Source organism: Gardnerella lacydonensis, from assembly GCF_048545055.1.
Lineage (GTDB): Bacteria > Actinomycetota > Actinomycetes > Actinomycetales > Bifidobacteriaceae > Bifidobacterium > Bifidobacterium vaginale_C.
Genome location: NZ_JBKQXT010000002.1, coordinates 230,614 through 246,749, shown reverse-complemented (window position 1 = coordinate 246,749; position 16,136 = coordinate 230,614). Strand labels below are relative to the sequence as shown.

Below are 16,136 nucleotides of genomic sequence, written 5' to 3'. Positions count from 1 at the left end.
TTATTACTAAACATTATTACTAAACATCAAAAAAATAGCGCAACAGGCGGAATCAAACCCATTGCGCTATTACTCATAATTAATCTAAAAATTAGGATTAATCATGCTTTTTATTATTTTTATCTTGGTTAGTATTTTGACTATCATCTAAATTCTCGTCACCAGTTTCTAGATGATGCTCATCATAGCCTTGCAAGTAACGAGTACGACGCCAATGGTGAATAGAAGCGTTTGTACCGCGATGATGCACGTGGTACTTTCTAGGAGTTCCACCGTACGGAAGCTCTTTAACTTCCTTAGCAACAGCAATCTGATTCACGTTAGAAGGATCCATAATTGCGATTGGCGCAACAGGTTCTGGCTCAGTCGGAGCTGCCGTTCTGCCACTAAGCTTTGATGGGAGCCATTCAGCAAACCAAGAAAGCGCCCAGCAAATCAAGAAGTACACAACTGCAGCAACAGTCAAAGTTTGCAAAATATTAAAGTACATTGATCCAAGTCGTCTAGATTCTTGGAGCAAATCAGTGTACATAATGATGGAACCTAATGCAGTATCTTTTAACACAACAACAAGCTGAGTCACAGCTGCTGGGAGCATTGCGATGATAGCTTGTGGCATTTCGATTTGTGTTAAAGACTGATATTGAGATAGTCCAAGTGCCAAAGACGCTTCACGTTGACCGTTAGGAAGATTTCCAACGCCAGATCGAACTAGCTCTGCAACAACGGAACCGTTGTACAAGATCAAAGACAAAACAACAGCCCAATAAGACGCGCCATTTATTCCTGCAAACGCAAATCCTCGCCAAAGGAAGATCATAAGCAAAAGCACTGGCACAGCGCGGCAAAACTCAACAACAACGGCAGAAATGCTGCGAAGAAACAGGTTAGGCAATAGTCTTAAAAGACCAAATAAAAGTCCAAAAACTATCGATCCCACAACGGCAAGAAGAGAAGCTTTAAGAGTCATCCACAATCCTGGAAGATAAAAATCAGTCCATGCCTCTGCTTCTACAGCAGGATTCCACAAAAACCACGAAAGCTGGTTTTCACCTTCTGGAGGATTGCTAAGTCTTAAAAGCAAAGCAATAACAATAAGCGCAAACACAGCGCACGCGACAATATTTGCAATGCGAATCTTCTTTAAAGCCTTAGGTCCAGGCGCATCAAATAACAGAGATTTTTCTTGTTTTTTTGCCATTTTTATCACCTTCTAACCGCAAGCTTATTAGACAAATAAGTTGTGAAAATACCGATTGGAATAATCAACACAATATATCCGCACGCAAAAATCAAAAAGATTGGAACAATCAAATCTGCGTGCCTTTCAATCATCTCACTCATAAGAGTAGATGTTTCAGTTGCTACGGATGCAGCTGCGGCAACAGTAGAATTTTTAAGCAACGCAATAAAAGTGTTTCCAAGAGGTGCTACAGATCCGCAAAATGTTTGAGGCAAAATCACATTAAAAGCTGATTGGAAGAAGTTAAGTCCAAGCGCTCTACATGCTTCTGCCTGACCCAAAGGTACAGTATTTAAGCCAGATCTTAAAGATTCACAAACAAATGCTGCAGTATAGAAACTCAAACCAGCTATAGCAAGCCAGAAGAAGTTTATGCTGAAAACAGTTGAGAAACCGAGCTTTAATTGTGCATACACGCCAAGAACCATAAACACCATGATTATAGTTAGAGGCATATTCTTAAAGAACTCAACATATGCGCTTGCAATAATGCGAAGCGAATGAATTGGACAAATCCTCATCATAACTAAAATCACACCAAGAATCGTGGAAAATAGCACACTCCATAATGTGATTTCAATATTTACCAAGAATGCTCCTGGAATATTGTACGAAGTAAATAATTGCACAAAGTCTTGCATTTTACTCCTCCCCCTCATTTGGTACTGGCGGATTATACTTTGCGTTTGGCTTAAAACCAGTTCCGCGCATGTTATCGTCTAAAGCCCTTTTCCATGAACCATTTTTAATCATGTCTTTAAGAGCATTATTAATGCGCTTAGCTAGCTTCGTGTTTCCTTTTTTAATGCCAATGCCGTAGTGTTCTTCAGTAAATGGCTTACTAACAAGTTTTAGTCTGCCTCTAGAAGCTGTAGCAAGACCGGCAAGAATAATATCGTCTGTTGTAACAGCGTCTACGATTCCAGAGAATAATGCCGTTGCACACTCCGCATAGCCAGGCTGTTGCATAAGTTGTACTTTTGAAGAGTATTTCTCTTTAATAACTATTGCAGACGTAGAACCAGTTACTGAGCATAAACGCTTTCCGTCTAAATCATCTGGACCGCTTACTTTATGCTCATCTTTACGAACTAATAAATCTTGACCTGCAACAAAATATGGTCCAGCAAAAGAAACAGTGTTTTTTCTAGCATCTGTTATGGAATATGTTGCAACAATCATATCAACATCGCCATTTTGAAGCATTGCTTCGCGCTGTTTTGAAGGCGATTCCTTCCAAACAATCCTATCTTCGGAGTAACCCAACTTTTTGGCAACGTACTTTGCAACGTCTACATCAAAGCCAACGTAGGTTCCAGACTTTTTAAAGCCAAGACCAGGCTGATCAAACTTAATGCCAATTCGTATTACATCGTTGCGACTATTTCTACTGCAAGCAGTAAGAGGGAAAATGCAGCACATTACGCAAAGCATAGATAAAATTACACGATACGTGTGCCTTAATCCCAGTCTGCAACGCTTACACTTAAGCGCAATATTGTGTAAATATTTCATAACTACCTCTTAAAGATTTAAAAAATCGATACTAATGATTTAAATTAATGAGTCAAAATCTTTGAAAGGAAGTCTTTTGCTCTGTCTGTCTTTGGATTTTCAAAGAACTCTTCTGGCGTATTTTGTTCAAGAATTCGACCATCTGCCATAAACACGATTTTATCTGCTGCTTTACGAGCAAAGCCCATTTCGTGAGTAACGCAAATCATTGTCATGCCTTCTTTTGCAAGCTCAACCATAACATCAAGAACTTCGTTAACCATTTCTGGATCAAGTGCAGATGTAGGTTCGTCGAAAAGCATCACCTTTGGGTGCATTGCAAGTGCGCGCGCAATTGCAACTCGCTGCTGCTGACCACCAGAAAGCTGAGAAGGCATTTTGTTAGCTTGATTATCAACGCCAACTCTAGCAAGAAGATCCATTGCCAAACTTTCTGCTTCTTGCTGCTCCATATGACGAACCTTAATAGGAGCAAGAGTAACATTTTCTAGAATCGTCTTGTTTGCAAAAAGATTAAAAGACTGGAACACCATTCCTACTTCTGCACGCAATGCAGCAAGCTCTTTTCCTTCTTGAGGAAGAGGCTTACCATCAATGCGAATATCTCCAGAGTCAATAGTTTCAAGACGATTAATCGTCCTGCACATTGTTGACTTGCCAGAGCCAGACGGTCCAATAATTACAAGCACTTCGCCTTTATTAACTGTCAAGTTAATATCTTTTAAAACGTGAAGCTTACCATAGTGTTTTTCAACGTGGCTAAGTTCCACCAACGGCTGTGCTAATTTTTTTGTGTTGTTTAATTTAGTATCCATAGAAAGGATTCTAATGTTCTTGTGTTACATGCGTTTATCGTAATAGTTACTTTTAAACGCTTATAAAGTTACGAAAAACAATAAAAATGATACAAAAATGTTAATTTTAGTTTAAAAATGCCGTTAAGTGCGGATTTCCTAATACAATCACACAACTTAACGGCATTATTAGCAATATTTAAATTGTAAATTATTGCATTCTATTATATTTACGATTACTCGTCTTCTTCTGGATCGTAATCAACGCCAGTTTCAGCACGCTGTTCGTCAGAAATTGGAGCAGGAGCGCCAGTTAGAGGGTCGCGTCCGCCGCCAGCCTTAGGGAAGGCGATTACGTCGCGAATCGAGCTTGCGCCTGCAAGAATTGCAGCAGTACGATCCCAGCCCAAAGCAATACCAGCGTGAGGTGGAGCACCATACTTAAATGCTTCGAGCAAGAAGCCGAACTTTTCGTCAGCTTCAGCCTTATCGATTCCAAGAACGTTAAGAACGCGATCCTGAATATCGTCGCGGTGAATACGAACGGAGCCACCGCCCATTTCGTTACCGTTGCACACGATATCATAAGAATCGCTCATAGCATGCTCTGGATCTTTATCGAACTTATCAATCCAATCAGCAGATGGCATTGTAAACGGATGGTGCATAGAAGTCCACTTGGAGTGGCCGACTGCAACATCGTCATCGTCTGGATCATCCGTGCGCTTGAACAGTGGGAAGTCAACAACCCAAGTGAAAGCAAACTCATCTGGGTGAAGCAATCCTGCGCGGCTAGCAAGTTCTACACGAACAGCACCGAGCAAAAGCTGCGAAGACTCGCGGCTTCCTGCAGCGAAGAACACTGCATCGCCATCTTGCGCTCCAACAGCTTCCTTAAGACCTGCACGCTCTTCTTCACTAAGATTCTTAGCAACAGGGCCCTTCAACTCGCCATCTTCACCAAATACAACGTAAGCCAATCCTTTAGCTCCACGCTGCTTAGCCCAATCCTGCCAAGCGTCAAACTGACGACGAGGAGTTTCAGCACCGCCCTTAAATAGCACAGCACCAACGTAAGTAGCTTGGAACACGCGGAATGGAGTGTTCTTAAAGAAGTCAGTCAACTCAATAAGTGGGTTTCCAAAACGCAAATCTGGCTTGTCGGAACCATACTTATCCATAGCTTCCTGCCAAGTAATACGAGGCAAAGGAAGAGTGATTTCGTGACCTGCTTCCTTCCAAATAGCAGCAATAACGCGCTCTGCCATAGCCATAACATCTTCTTGGCTTGCAAAGCTCATTTCCATATCGAGCTGAGTAAACTCAGGCTGACGGTCTGCACGGAAGTCTTCATCGCGATAGCAGCGAGCAAGCTGATAGTAGCGTTCAACGCCAGAAACCATAAGCAACTGCTTTAAAAGCTGAGGAGACTGTGGAAGCGCGTACCAAGATCCTGGAACCAAACGTGCCGGAACAACAAAGTCGCGCGCGCCTTCTGGAGTGGACTTAATAAATGTTGGTGTTTCAACTTCCGTAAAGTCCATATCTTCCAAAGCGTGACGAGCAGCTTTAGCCATATCAGAGCGAAGCTTCAAATTGCGCTGCATTGATGGGCGGCGCAAATCAAGATAACGATACTTCAAACGAACATCTTCGCTTGGAAGCTTGTTTTCGGACTCGTTTTCCAAAGCTGTAGAAACCTGGAATGGCAACGCGTCGGACTTAGCGAGAATTGTTACTTTATTTGCAACAATTTCGATTTTTCCTGTTGCTAAATGATCATTTTCATTTCCATCTGGACGCAGGCGAACCTCACCAGTAACCTGAACAACAAATTCACTACGCAATGGTCGCGCAGTTTCCTCATCGTAAATAACAACCTGCACTAAGCCTGTGTTGTCACGAACATCTACGAAAGCGACGCCACCGTGATCACGGCGACGATCAACCCAACCAGCAATGGTTACGTTCTGTCCGACCAAGGTCTCAGTCACTTCAACGGCATGGTGTGTGCGATACGCCGTCTGGCTCATAAGTCCACTTCCTTGTTTAAATAATTTTGTTAATTTTTGTTTTGACTTTAATAGTTTACCGCATGAATCGCGCGTTCAAATATTGCAAAATATATTCTTAAAATATAAAGCAAATTATTGAGCGCAAGAAACAGTCTGCCGGGCATAAACAGTATCTGGTTGCCAAGACGTGACGTCTGCAGAAACTTGTTCCCCAGTAATAATATTCTTCACTTCATCATGGATAGATTCAGAATCTGCACTATCAGCTGGGAACCACACATAAGGAATACCTAACTTATCTGCATATTTGATCTGCTTACCAAGTTTTGCTGCACTTGGAGAAACATCAGCAGCAATTCCTCTAGAACGAAGCTTTCGAGCAATCTCGTTACAAGCAGACCTATCTTCCTCATTCCAAACTGCCACCAATACTGCAGCAGGAGAAACACGGGAAACAGTGGCACCAGCTGTGTGAAGCATATAAGAAAGTAAACGCGAAAGTCCTATAGAAAGACCTACGCCTGGATACTTTTTATTACCTTGAGAAACAAGATTGTCGTAGCGTCCGCCAGAGCAGATTGATCCAAGGGATTCAGCACCATTTAAGAATGTTTCATACACGGAACCTGTGTAATAATCCAATCCTCGCGCAATCTTCAAATCTGCCACAACAGCACCTGGACGAATTTTTGCTGCGTCATCCACAATCATTGCAAGAGTTTCAACACCCTGTGAAGCTAAAGTGTACGACTCGTTATCTTCACTGCGAGAAATATCATGCTTATCGCATAATTCGTCGAAACGAGACTTCAACTCATCTCCTGTTTCGGCAGTAAGTTCAGCCAATTCTAAACATGCAGCAGCTTGAGATTCAGTAGCTCCGCACTCTTTTACCAAAAGCTTAGCAACTTCTTCAGCGCCAATTTTGTCGAGTTTGTCGATTTCTCGAAGAACTCCCTCAATATCGCTTAAACCAATACCGCGATAAAAACCTTCAGAAAGCTTACGATTATTGGCATGAACAGTGGCTTTAGGTAATCCGAATTCGCGCAAACGCTCAAGTGCTTCTACCATAACAAGAGGAAGCTCTACTTCGTAGTGAGACGGCAAATCACCATTTCCCACAACATCAATATCTGCTTGAACAAATTCACGGAAGCGTCCTTCTTGCGGACGTTCGCCGCGCCAAACCTTTTGCATCTGCCAGCGCTTAAAAGGAAAAGCTAAATCGCCAGTGTGTTCAACAACATAACGACTAAGAGGAACTGTTAAATCAAAATGCAAACCTATTCGATTTTCAACAGGAGTGTCGCTTTCATGCCCCACCTCTTGCAATCTAGACAAAAGATAGATTTCTTTGCTAGTTTCGCCTTTTTTTAACAGACTTGAACCCTGCTCAACAGCACGAGTTTCAATGCCTATAAAACCATTTAATTCAAATACTTCCCGCAATGTGTCCATAACACGCTGTTCAACAGCGCGCTCACTAGGAAGCCACTCTGGAAAACCAGATATTGATGAGCCTTGTACCATGTCCACTATAATAGGTTATGTTGCGGAAAAATCATGGCTTACCGTCATACTTATTCGTAACACTGTTACCGTGCATTTGCTGTAAGGAGTCGACCCGTGACCGAACAGACTAAACCTGAAGAAACTACTAAACAAACTACCCCAAAGCCGCATGCGCCGTCGCCTGCAAACTTTGCTAACAAGGCTCGCGTTGTTGCTGCAGTTCCAACTATCTCGTATAGCGACGAAGATGTTAAAACCGCTAAAACCTTTGGGCGAGTTGATGAAAATGGAAACGTTTATGTTCGTGAAGGAGCTGACGAACGCGAAGTAGGTCAGTATTCTACTGGTACTCCAGAAGATGCTTTGACTTTCTACGTACATCGTTATCTTGACTTAAAAATCAAGCTTGATCTTTTCGAAAAAAGACTTGAGTCGTCTAATGTGAGACCTAAGGAAATTGATGAGACTTTAGCTACTTTAGAGGCAGATCTTAAAGAGCCATCGGTAGTTGGAGACATCGCTGCTTTGAATGCTCGACACGCCGAATTGCAGGCTAAGGCTGCATCTAAAAAAGAAGAACTTGCAAAAGCTCGCAAAGATGAATTAGATAAAGCTCTTAAAGAACGTACTGCTATTGTTGAACAAGCAGAAACATTAGTTGCTCAAATAGGTGATTCTACAAATTGGCGTTCGCTTTCAGATAAGCTTCGTTCCCTGTTTGACAAGTGGCAGCAACATCAGCGCACTACTATCCATCTCAATAAGGCGGATGCTGACGCTTTGTGGCAGCGATTTTCTAAAGCTCGTTCTGCTTTCACTCAAGCACGCAACGCTTGGGTTAAGGAACGTGATACTGAAAGAAATACTGCTAAAGAAATTAAGGAAGCCATTATTGCTGAAGCTGAAAGCTTAAAGGAATCAACTAAATGGCGTGAAACTTCTATGAAGTTTAATGCTTTGATGGATCGCTGGAAGAAGGCTGGAAATGCTGGTCGTCAGCACGACGATGAGTTATGGGCTAAGTTCCGCGAAGCTGCAGACGCATTCTATCATGCTCGTCAAGAAGATAGAGAAAAGATGAATGCTGGTGAAAAAGAAAATCTTTCCAAGAAGGAAGCTTTGCTTGTTAAGGCAGAAGCTCTTCTTCCTGTTAAAGATGAAGAAGCAGCAAAAGCAGCTCGCAAAGCATTGTCTGAGATTCAAGAAGAATGGGACAAGATTGGTTTTGTTCCACGCGAAGATATGCGCAGAATTGAATCCCGCTTAAATGATGTGGATAAGAAGATTAAGGCTGTTGAAGATGCTGCTTGGAAAGATGCTGACCCAGAGGCAGATGCTCGTAAGTCTAGTTTTGCTACACAATTGAAGGCTCAGCTCGAGGAGCTTGATTCTAAGATTGCAAGCGAAAAAGATGCAAAGCGTAAGGCTAAGCTTCAGGCTGAAAAAGCTACAAAAGAACAATGGTTGAATGCTATTAAGTAATTAATCGTTAATCATTTAAATATGGGGTTACTTAGAAATTAAGTGACCCCATATTTAATAGTTTTATTTAACAGTTTCCATTAAAGCCTTTGCAAGTTGAATAAAGGTGTTAGCTAATTGTGAATTTGCTAGACTTCCGTCCTCTTTAAGAACTGCAGGTCTGCCAGACTCTCCAATTTCTCTAATACTCGTATCTAACGGAATTTGTGCTAAAAGAGGCACATTCTTACCAAGAGCTTTACAAAGCTGGTCACTAACGCGTTTTCCGCCACCTGAACCAAAAATTTCCAAGCGCGCTCCATTATTTTCAAACCAACTCATATTTTCTACAACTCCACGCACATTAACTGGAATTTGCAACGCCATAAGCCCTGCTCTAACGGCAACATCTGAAGCACTAGGCTGAGGAGTTGTAACGACCACAAGCTCCACATTAGGCAATGATTGAGCAACAGCCAAAGCCATATCTCCAGTTCCAGGCGCCAAATCTAAAAGAAGAACATCTGGGTCTGCCCACCAAACGTCGCAAAGAAACTGTTCAAGAGAACGTTGCAAACGAGGACCACGCCACAAAATCGCACGATCTGTTCCAGCAAACATTCCAATAGAAATCAGTTTAACTCCCCAAGCTTCTACTGGCATAAGCATGCCATTCAAATTAGTAGGCTGACTTGTAACACCAAACATACGCGGTAGAGAAAATCCATAAACGTCTGCATCTATTGCTGCTGTTTTGTATCCAAGAGCCGCGAAAGTGGCTGCTAAATTGGCAGTTATGGAAGATTTTCCAACTCCCCCTTTTCCAGATGCTATAGCAAAAATTCTTGTTTTAACGCCATTTTTATTAAAAGGATTTTCTTTACGTTCCTCTTTCAAATCCGAAACAAGTTTTGCAAGCTTATCCTTACTCATAGCGCTTATATTTACGTGAGAAACGAGATTTGCATTAGGATATTTTTTTACAGCTGATTGAATTCTCTGTGTAATTACTTGTGCTAGAGGACAATCTGGAACAGTAAGTTCTATGCTTATAGTCACATCATAAGTTGGATAAGAATTATCAAAATCGCATACACCAGTGACATTTTGTTTTTCACTTACGTGTATGCCAGTTACCATATTTAGTTCAGTAACTGAACGACCTAATTCTGGATCAATAACACTTCCTAATAGATCGTAAATGCGAGTTTCGAGTTCAATAGTGCTGCTCATTTTTAACTTTTACGATTCGCTCTTAAAATCAAGTTCGTATTTGCTATCTAGAGCAGATTCAATACTGCCAGTATTAAGCAAAATCTTAAATTGATTCTCATCTAGCATAGGTATACCAAGTTCTTCTGCTTTAGTAGCTTTAGAACCAGCATTTTCTCCGACAATAACGCAATACGTCTTTTTGCTAACAGAAGAAGCTGCTTTTCCTCCCCTAGAAGAAATAGCTTCTTTAGCTGAATCTCTGGTAAAACCTTCTAATGATCCCGTAACAACAACCGTTTTGCCACTAAGAGTCTGTTCGACACTGTCCGCATTAGAAGAGTCAGAAGATCCAACTACTCCAGCTTCATTCCATTTACGTAAAACTTCACTACGCCAATCTTGAGGATTCTTCGATTTTTCAAACCAATCGTATACTGCTTGGGCAATTTCTGGACCAACTCCATCAATTTGTGTTAAATCTTCAACAGATGCTTTAGAAATATTCTCAATTGAACCAAATCTTGCCGCTATTAGTCGTGCTGTAGGCGGACCAAGTCTACGAATAGACAAAGCCACTAGCACACGCCAAAGTGTTGCAGACTTACCCTTTTGAGCTATTTCTTCTAACATTGCTCTTGTTGTTTCACTTGGACGAGTGTATTCAGGAACACTCACTGTTTGAAGAACATTATTTTTACGAATTTTCTTTTCAACTAACCTTATTACATAAGCGTCAGAAGGAACTTCAAACATTGGGTAATCTGGATTTAAAGATTCCTTAAGCTCATCACTGTTGGAATCATCATTGGATTTTCTTTTTGTAGCTTCTAAGGGTCTAGTCCAGAATGCAGAAACCTGTCTCCACAATCCAGATCCGCCTATTTTTTTAGTTCTTTTCTTTAATTTTCCGTCTTTTCCTAATTCTTTCCATTCTTCAACAAGAGGTATTTCCTTCCAAACTTTAATATTTCGCAAATCGTCTGCAGTAATGTTAAAAATATCCGCTTCGCTTCTTATAACAGGTTCTTGAGATTTTGGAAGATCAAACACGGATTCTGGAATAGTTGGTTGCAAAGAAGAACCGCGCTGAACTACTATTTTGTCAATATCAGGATGATAGACCTCTGCAGTTGTCGGTCTAGAATCTTCTGGATTTGTTAAAGCTAGTGCAGAAGATTCTCCAAGATTTTCAATATCGAATGCGTGCCTCGATGCAAGATTAATTATTCTCTCTGTTAATTGTGCTGGGCAGTTTTCTACATTTGGACAACGAATATCCTTGTCTCCCTCTTTAGCAGGTGCAAGCTTAGATCCGCATGATGGGCAATACTCTGGCATAACAAATTTGCGTAATTTGCTTTCATTCCCATCCCTATACTTTAGTACTGGACCAACTAATTCTGGTATAACATCGCCAGCTTTACGAACAATAACAGTATCGCCTATAAGAACACCTTTATGCTCAACTTCGTAAGGATTATGCAATGTTGTGCGCGATATTGTAGATCCTGCAACGGTTACTGGATCCAAAACAGCAACAGGAGTGACTCTACCTGTTCTTCCTACTTGAACAACAATGTCTTTGAGAACAGTATTTACTTCTTCTGGAGGATACTTGTACGCAATTGCCCATCTTGGTGCTCTAGATGTAGACCCTAGTTCTCTTTGCAAAGCACGATCGTCTACTTTAACTACAATTCCGTCTAAGGCATGAATAATAGAGTTTCTATGTTCTCCATAGTATTCAATCATATCTTCTATTTGTTCAAAAGACGTGACTTTGCGAGTATAAGGAGATACTGGTATTCCCCATTTTTTATACAGCTCGTATGCGTCTGACTGATTAAACGATGTTTGCGTATGTGATTGATGCTCGGAATCTTTTTTTACTGAATCTTTCCACTTTAAATCGCCTAATCCATGCGCTATAAAGCTTAATCTTCTTGTTGCAGTGATTCTAGGATCCTTTTGTCTTAAAGACCCTGCAGCAGCATTTCTTGGATTAGCAAAAGCAGGCTTTCCTAAATCTTCTTGCTCAATATTCAGCTTTCTAAAATCCGCCCATTTCATAAAAACTTCACCACGAATTTCCACAAATTCCGGAATATCGTCTGAATTTTCGCATTTAAGCTGAGTCGGTATTTCTTCGATTGTTCTTACATTCAGAGATATGTCTTCTCCAGTAACGCCATCTCCTCGAGTTAGACCTTGTTCCAAAGTTCCATTTCTGTATATGAGATTTAACGCAAGTCCATCGATTTTTACTTCACATGTCATTGGCAATGGCTTATTTTGAGGCCATTTTAAATCGCGAATAATGCTATCGTACCAAGATTTTAGCTCTTCTAATGAGAACACATCATCCAAACTCATCATTCTTGATGGATGTTTAACTGACGCAAAATCGTTCGAAAAAGTTCCGCCAACTCTATGTGTTGGTGATTGAGGCGTATCTAATATTGGGAATGTAGATTCTAGTGAGCTTAAAACTCGCATTCTTGTGTCATAAGCAGCGTCAGAACTACTTGGTGAATCATCAACATAATAAGCTATCTGGTCTGATTGAGCCCAGGCAGCTAATTTTGCCCATAATCTAGCAGCCTGCTCACTTGTTAAAAGCGAAGGTTCTAGCTTAGATAATGCAATAGCGTCTACATCTGTTGGCTCTAATTTAGAGATCCAATCATTAAAATCTGTAGTTGAACTAAACTCGTGTGATGTGCTAGATGTGCTAGATGTATTATTCTCGCTTGGCTCATGAACATTTTGGTTTTGATTATCGACTTTGTTAATGCTTGAAGATAATGAATCGTTGTTAACACTTGATTTATCATTATTTAGCGAATCATCAAAATCGTCGAAAAGAGATAATTGTTCTCCAACTGCGTGTGACGACTTATCGCTATTAGACGCAATCATAAGCTTTCCCTTCAAAACCTTTTAACTATCCTATCTACCAGACAGGCGTCAATAACTGATTATAATTACTGTTTAATAAGAGTTGTTTATGAGTTAAGCGAGCGCAAAAACTGCATTTGAACAACGTTATCTGATGAATTGTTGCTGAACAGCATTCTTGCTCTTGCAACGGAAAGCGTTCGTGCAATAACAAACATTCCCTCGTTTACTGTTATTTTTGCAGCTTCATCGATAATCTCATAAGCTTCAACATCTGGCCATTTTGGAACATTGTTTATTTTTAAAACTTCTTCTACTTGAGACATATCATTAGGAGCTGGAATGCACTGTGACTGCATGCGGCTCAGTAATTCATCAAGCTCTATTTCAATAGACTCAATTTTTCCAGAAGATAAATTGTCTGCCATTTTATATGCTGCTACAGCAAGAGGGAAATTATCTTGCATCCATTCTGCGTAAGCAAGTCTGTAGTATATAAAAGCGGCGTCTTCTCTATCAAAGCATACTGGTAATGCGTTTAGACACACTGCTTCTACAGAAGTCCAATCTTCTTTCTCTGTAAGTTGTGAAGCTAACTTGAGATGAGAAATAACATATGTTGGAGCGTATGAAACCATTGTGTTTAAGTGTTTTAGTGCATCCTCATGCCTGTTGAGTTGAGTTAGTAAATCTGCTAACTCCATATGTGCGTAAAAAAGACCATCTGGTATAAGTATCATACGTTCATTTTGGGTCGCAAATATTCGATTGTAGACAACTCGCTCTGCGTAGGAATTAAAGTATCTTGGTACAACATCGTTGAAAGAAAACATGGAATCGAAATGTTTTACTGCATTTTCGTATTCTTCGATGGCATTTTCCAAGTCTCCACTCATAAATTGTTCATGAGCATGAAGTCTCATATTATAAATATCTTTTGAAACTTTAAAAGATATTTCTGGTATTTCTTTTTCGTCTATTAAAGCGCTTGTTATAAGATTGGCTTTCTCATTTAATTCTGGATCGTCAATACTTTCCACAATATCCATTGCCATACGAGCTTTTTCTGCATTAGATATCATTACTTCTGACGATATGTGATGAAAATCTGCAACAGCCTGTTGTAATAAATCTTCTCTTTGAATTGAAAGACCTTTAGAGTTGGTAGTACCTAATGCTTTTTGAGATTTAATGTCAAAAATTACATCTGAAAACTCAGGTTCTTCCTGTGCTCCATGAGGAGAAAAACAACTATCTCTCAGATCAAAGCTTGGTTCAATCGGGTTTAATGCGCCTTCTCCATCTATTTTCATATTTGCGTTAAATTTCTTGTATGCGTCAAGAGGATTATTCAACCCATTTGCACGAATATGTTTTATAAAAGATCCGCGATTGAATGTGACTGTCAATAAAGACTTTACAGTTGGATATTTGCTAAAAGCATCCATAGGATCAGGTTCAATAGAGTCCGATTCAATATCGTTCGTATTGCTATTACTAATCTCAGTATCACTGTAGCTATCACTAGAGTTTATCGATTTGCCAGCAGTGGCTTTATTGCTACTATCAGACACAGTCACTTCATCTTCGTGAAGAATAGGATGATTAGTAAAGTTTTGTAAATCTTGAACATTCGCTAATCCGTTATTAACATCTCCATGAATATCTCCATCTTTAGGATCGCCTTTAGAACGAGCTGCCTCACGATTCATATTATTCAAAGCATTAATTGTTTGATTTAGGATTTTACTCATAGCATCATCTTGAGCAGCAACCATTTCTTCTAAGCCTATTGAATCTAATCTTATAGATACATTCTGTACTTCTTCACTTGCTCCAAATGCAAGGGTTGCCATGATTATTCCAAGTCGAAGATTGTAATCAGTTGTCATACGAGACTTATCTGCATTAGTTAAAGTAATCCATTTTTGGTTAGCAGAATCAAATCTTCTAGTTGGCATCATCGAATTGCCAGTTGCCATAAATGCTAATGCAACATTACCGTCTTCTAGATTAGAGCGAAAATCAGTATCAAATCTAAATGGTAAATAAAGACTTCTAATTAATCCAGATAATCTTTGCCTATAAGACCATTCACAATTAGAAGATCCATCTGACTTGTAAATATACAGGTCGTTAGATTTTTTTGCCGTATTCCACAAGTGCATTAATGGGCGAATATTGTCGTCTTGTAAAGGATTACCAAAACTATTCATATCCAATTCGCCGTTAGCGCAAAACGCTGGATCTTCTATAAACGATAAATCTATTTCAGATATTTGACCAAAGTTTACAGAATTTTCCGTTAAATTACCACCATTAGCACAATTTTCTTCTAAACAACTACTAATGGACTGGAAACGGTTAATGGCACCTTCTATTCGCAATACTTTCAACGCAGCTTTTGCTTCTAAAGAATCATCCCATACTAGGAAATTAGCGTCTGAAACTTGCGACTTTTGCAGATGCAAGCGTTCTGCCCCATGAACAGCTTCAAGAGGACCACTATGTTCTAAAGCGCCAGAATCTAACATAAGGTAAGCAAAATATTTTTCCATTGACGAAACACGCAAACCTGCTTTTTCCGCCACTTTTGAATCCATAATGCTTCTTCTAATAGCTCCAAGAGGGGCTTCCTTTGTAAGACGCCTAAAAATATTGCCAGATCCAAAACCGCTAAACGCTCTCGTTATATCTGGAATAAAGAACGATGCAAAGAAAGATGTTGAAATAGCATCGCAGTATGAAAGATTGCAACGGAGTCTGTCAGGAAGCAAAACTCTAGTTTCTTCAAGAGTATATGCTTCTTTTTTGTCATTAACTTTACGAATCCAAGATGATACCCATTGCATGCCTTCATCTTGTGATAGTTGAACAACTACATCTCCTCTTATCACAACTAAATCAGATTCACGATTATTTTTATTGATTGAATTTACTTTTTTACGCGCATGACTCGCGTGAGTAATCTTCTTATCATCAACACCGTAGAAACGTAACGAATCTTTAAGAGTCATAGAATTTTGTTCTACAAAAGATAACTCTGGTATTCTTTCTATCGTATCCTCAATAGAAATGTCATGTCCTGTATAAACACGACCTTCAAAATCTGCAACAGCAAGCTGACGAAAACGCTTGCAATCATCATTGAATAGTCCAATAGCTATACCATGTTTTTTCCCAGAAAGTTTAATCCAACCTAACTTTACGTTTTTTGGCATCATTGGAAAATCTTTAAAAATATGTTTTATAGAAAATAGCCTAACTGGAATAGATTCTCTATTCTCCCACAATGTTTTAATGGTTTCCTGCACAATCTGCATACTATCATCTGCAATATCTGAGCGATTTTCCTCATTACTTTCGGCAGAATCTATTTTCTTGCTAGATTGCACTTCGTCTTGCATATTCCTCGTTCTTTCGTTTTAAAGCCAACTACTATTTTCGTAAAACCCGTAAAACTAAATATTTAAGTGATTT

At 39.8% G+C, this 16,136-nt stretch carries 10 protein-coding genes; 1 reads left to right on the top strand and 9 read right to left on the bottom strand.

Annotated features, from left to right (window positions below):
* Positions 1–97: 97 nt before the first annotated feature.
* From ACJV45_RS03020 to hisS, 6 genes are all read right to left on the bottom strand, one after another.
* On the bottom strand, positions 98–1,201 hold the full coding sequence (locus ACJV45_RS03020) for an amino acid ABC transporter permease (RefSeq protein WP_419397628.1): 1,104 nt from the start codon (positions 1,199–1,201) through the stop codon (positions 98–100).
* Between the two features lie 5 nt (positions 1,202–1,206).
* Entirely contained in the window at positions 1,207–1,884 is a 678-nt protein-coding gene (locus ACJV45_RS03015) for an ABC transporter permease subunit (RefSeq protein ID WP_016810532.1), read from the bottom strand.
* 1 nt (position 1,885) lies between these two features.
* Complete coding sequence (locus ACJV45_RS03010) at positions 1,886–2,758, bottom strand: glutamate ABC transporter substrate-binding protein (RefSeq protein WP_419397627.1); 873 nt, start codon at positions 2,756–2,758, stop codon at positions 1,886–1,888.
* 44 nt (positions 2,759–2,802) lie between these two features.
* Positions 2,803–3,573 (bottom strand): amino acid ABC transporter ATP-binding protein, encoded by a 771-nt coding sequence (locus tag ACJV45_RS03005; RefSeq protein WP_016810534.1) that lies wholly within the window; start codon positions 3,571–3,573, stop codon positions 2,803–2,805.
* A gap of 215 nt (positions 3,574–3,788) precedes the next feature.
* Entirely contained in the window at positions 3,789–5,585 is a 1,797-nt protein-coding gene (gene aspS / locus ACJV45_RS03000) for an aspartate--tRNA ligase (RefSeq protein ID WP_419397626.1), read from the bottom strand.
* Positions 5,586–5,699: 114 nt separating this feature from the next.
* Complete coding sequence (gene hisS, locus ACJV45_RS02995; protein WP_353582775.1) at positions 5,700–7,100, bottom strand: histidine--tRNA ligase; 1,401 nt, start codon at positions 7,098–7,100, stop codon at positions 5,700–5,702.
* A 96-nt stretch (positions 7,101–7,196) separates the two neighbouring features.
* Here hisS and ACJV45_RS02990 point away from each other — a divergent pair, with 96 nt between their 5' ends.
* Positions 7,197–8,564 carry a DUF349 domain-containing protein gene (locus ACJV45_RS02990; protein ID WP_419397625.1) on the top strand — a complete coding sequence of 456 codons (1,368 nt, stop codon included), beginning with the start codon at positions 7,197–7,199 and terminating at the stop codon, positions 8,562–8,564.
* A gap of 63 nt (positions 8,565–8,627) precedes the next feature.
* On the opposite strand, the gene ACJV45_RS02985 is transcribed toward ACJV45_RS02990, so the two are convergent.
* The 3 genes from ACJV45_RS02985 to ACJV45_RS02975 all read right to left on the bottom strand — a co-directional run bounded on the left by ACJV45_RS02985 (position 8,628) and on the right by ACJV45_RS02975 (position 16,063).
* Positions 8,628–9,776 (bottom strand): Mrp/NBP35 family ATP-binding protein, encoded by a 1,149-nt coding sequence (locus tag ACJV45_RS02985; protein WP_419397624.1) that lies wholly within the window; start codon positions 9,774–9,776, stop codon positions 8,628–8,630.
* A gap of 9 nt (positions 9,777–9,785) precedes the next feature.
* Positions 9,786–12,677 (bottom strand): NAD-dependent DNA ligase LigA, encoded by a 2,892-nt coding sequence (gene ligA / locus ACJV45_RS02980; protein ID WP_419397623.1) that lies wholly within the window; start codon positions 12,675–12,677, stop codon positions 9,786–9,788.
* 86 nt (positions 12,678–12,763) lie between these two features.
* Positions 12,764–16,063: a tetratricopeptide repeat protein gene (locus ACJV45_RS02975; RefSeq protein WP_419397622.1), complete on the bottom strand. Its 3,300-nt coding sequence runs from the start codon at positions 16,061–16,063 to the stop codon at positions 12,764–12,766.
* Positions 16,064–16,136 lie beyond the last annotated feature (73 nt).

Bases quoted from the DNA above. Each gene is read 5' to 3' on its own strand.
- ACJV45_RS03020 (WP_419397628.1), bottom strand. From the start codon at position 1,201: ATGGCAAAAAAACAAGAAAAATCTCTGTTATTTGATGCGCCTGGACCT.
- ACJV45_RS03015 (WP_016810532.1), bottom strand. From the start codon at position 1,884: ATGCAAGACTTTGTGCAATTATTTACTTCGTACAATATTCCAGGAGCA.
- ACJV45_RS03010 (WP_419397627.1), bottom strand. From the start codon at position 2,758: ATGAAATATTTACACAATATTGCGCTTAAGTGTAAGCGTTGCAGACTG.
- ACJV45_RS03005 (WP_016810534.1), bottom strand. From the start codon at position 3,573: ATGGATACTAAATTAAACAACACAAAAAAATTAGCACAGCCGTTGGTG.
- aspS (WP_419397626.1), bottom strand. From the start codon at position 5,585: ATGAGCCAGACGGCGTATCGCACACACCATGCCGTTGAAGTGACTGAG.
- hisS (WP_353582775.1), bottom strand. From the start codon at position 7,100: ATGGTACAAGGCTCATCAATATCTGGTTTTCCAGAGTGGCTTCCTAGT.
- ACJV45_RS02985 (WP_419397624.1), bottom strand. From the start codon at position 9,776: ATGAGCAGCACTATTGAACTCGAAACTCGCATTTACGATCTATTAGGA.
- ligA (WP_419397623.1), bottom strand. From the start codon at position 12,677: ATGATTGCGTCTAATAGCGATAAGTCGTCACACGCAGTTGGAGAACAA.
- ACJV45_RS02975 (WP_419397622.1), bottom strand. From the start codon at position 16,063: ATGCAAGACGAAGTGCAATCTAGCAAGAAAATAGATTCTGCCGAAAGT.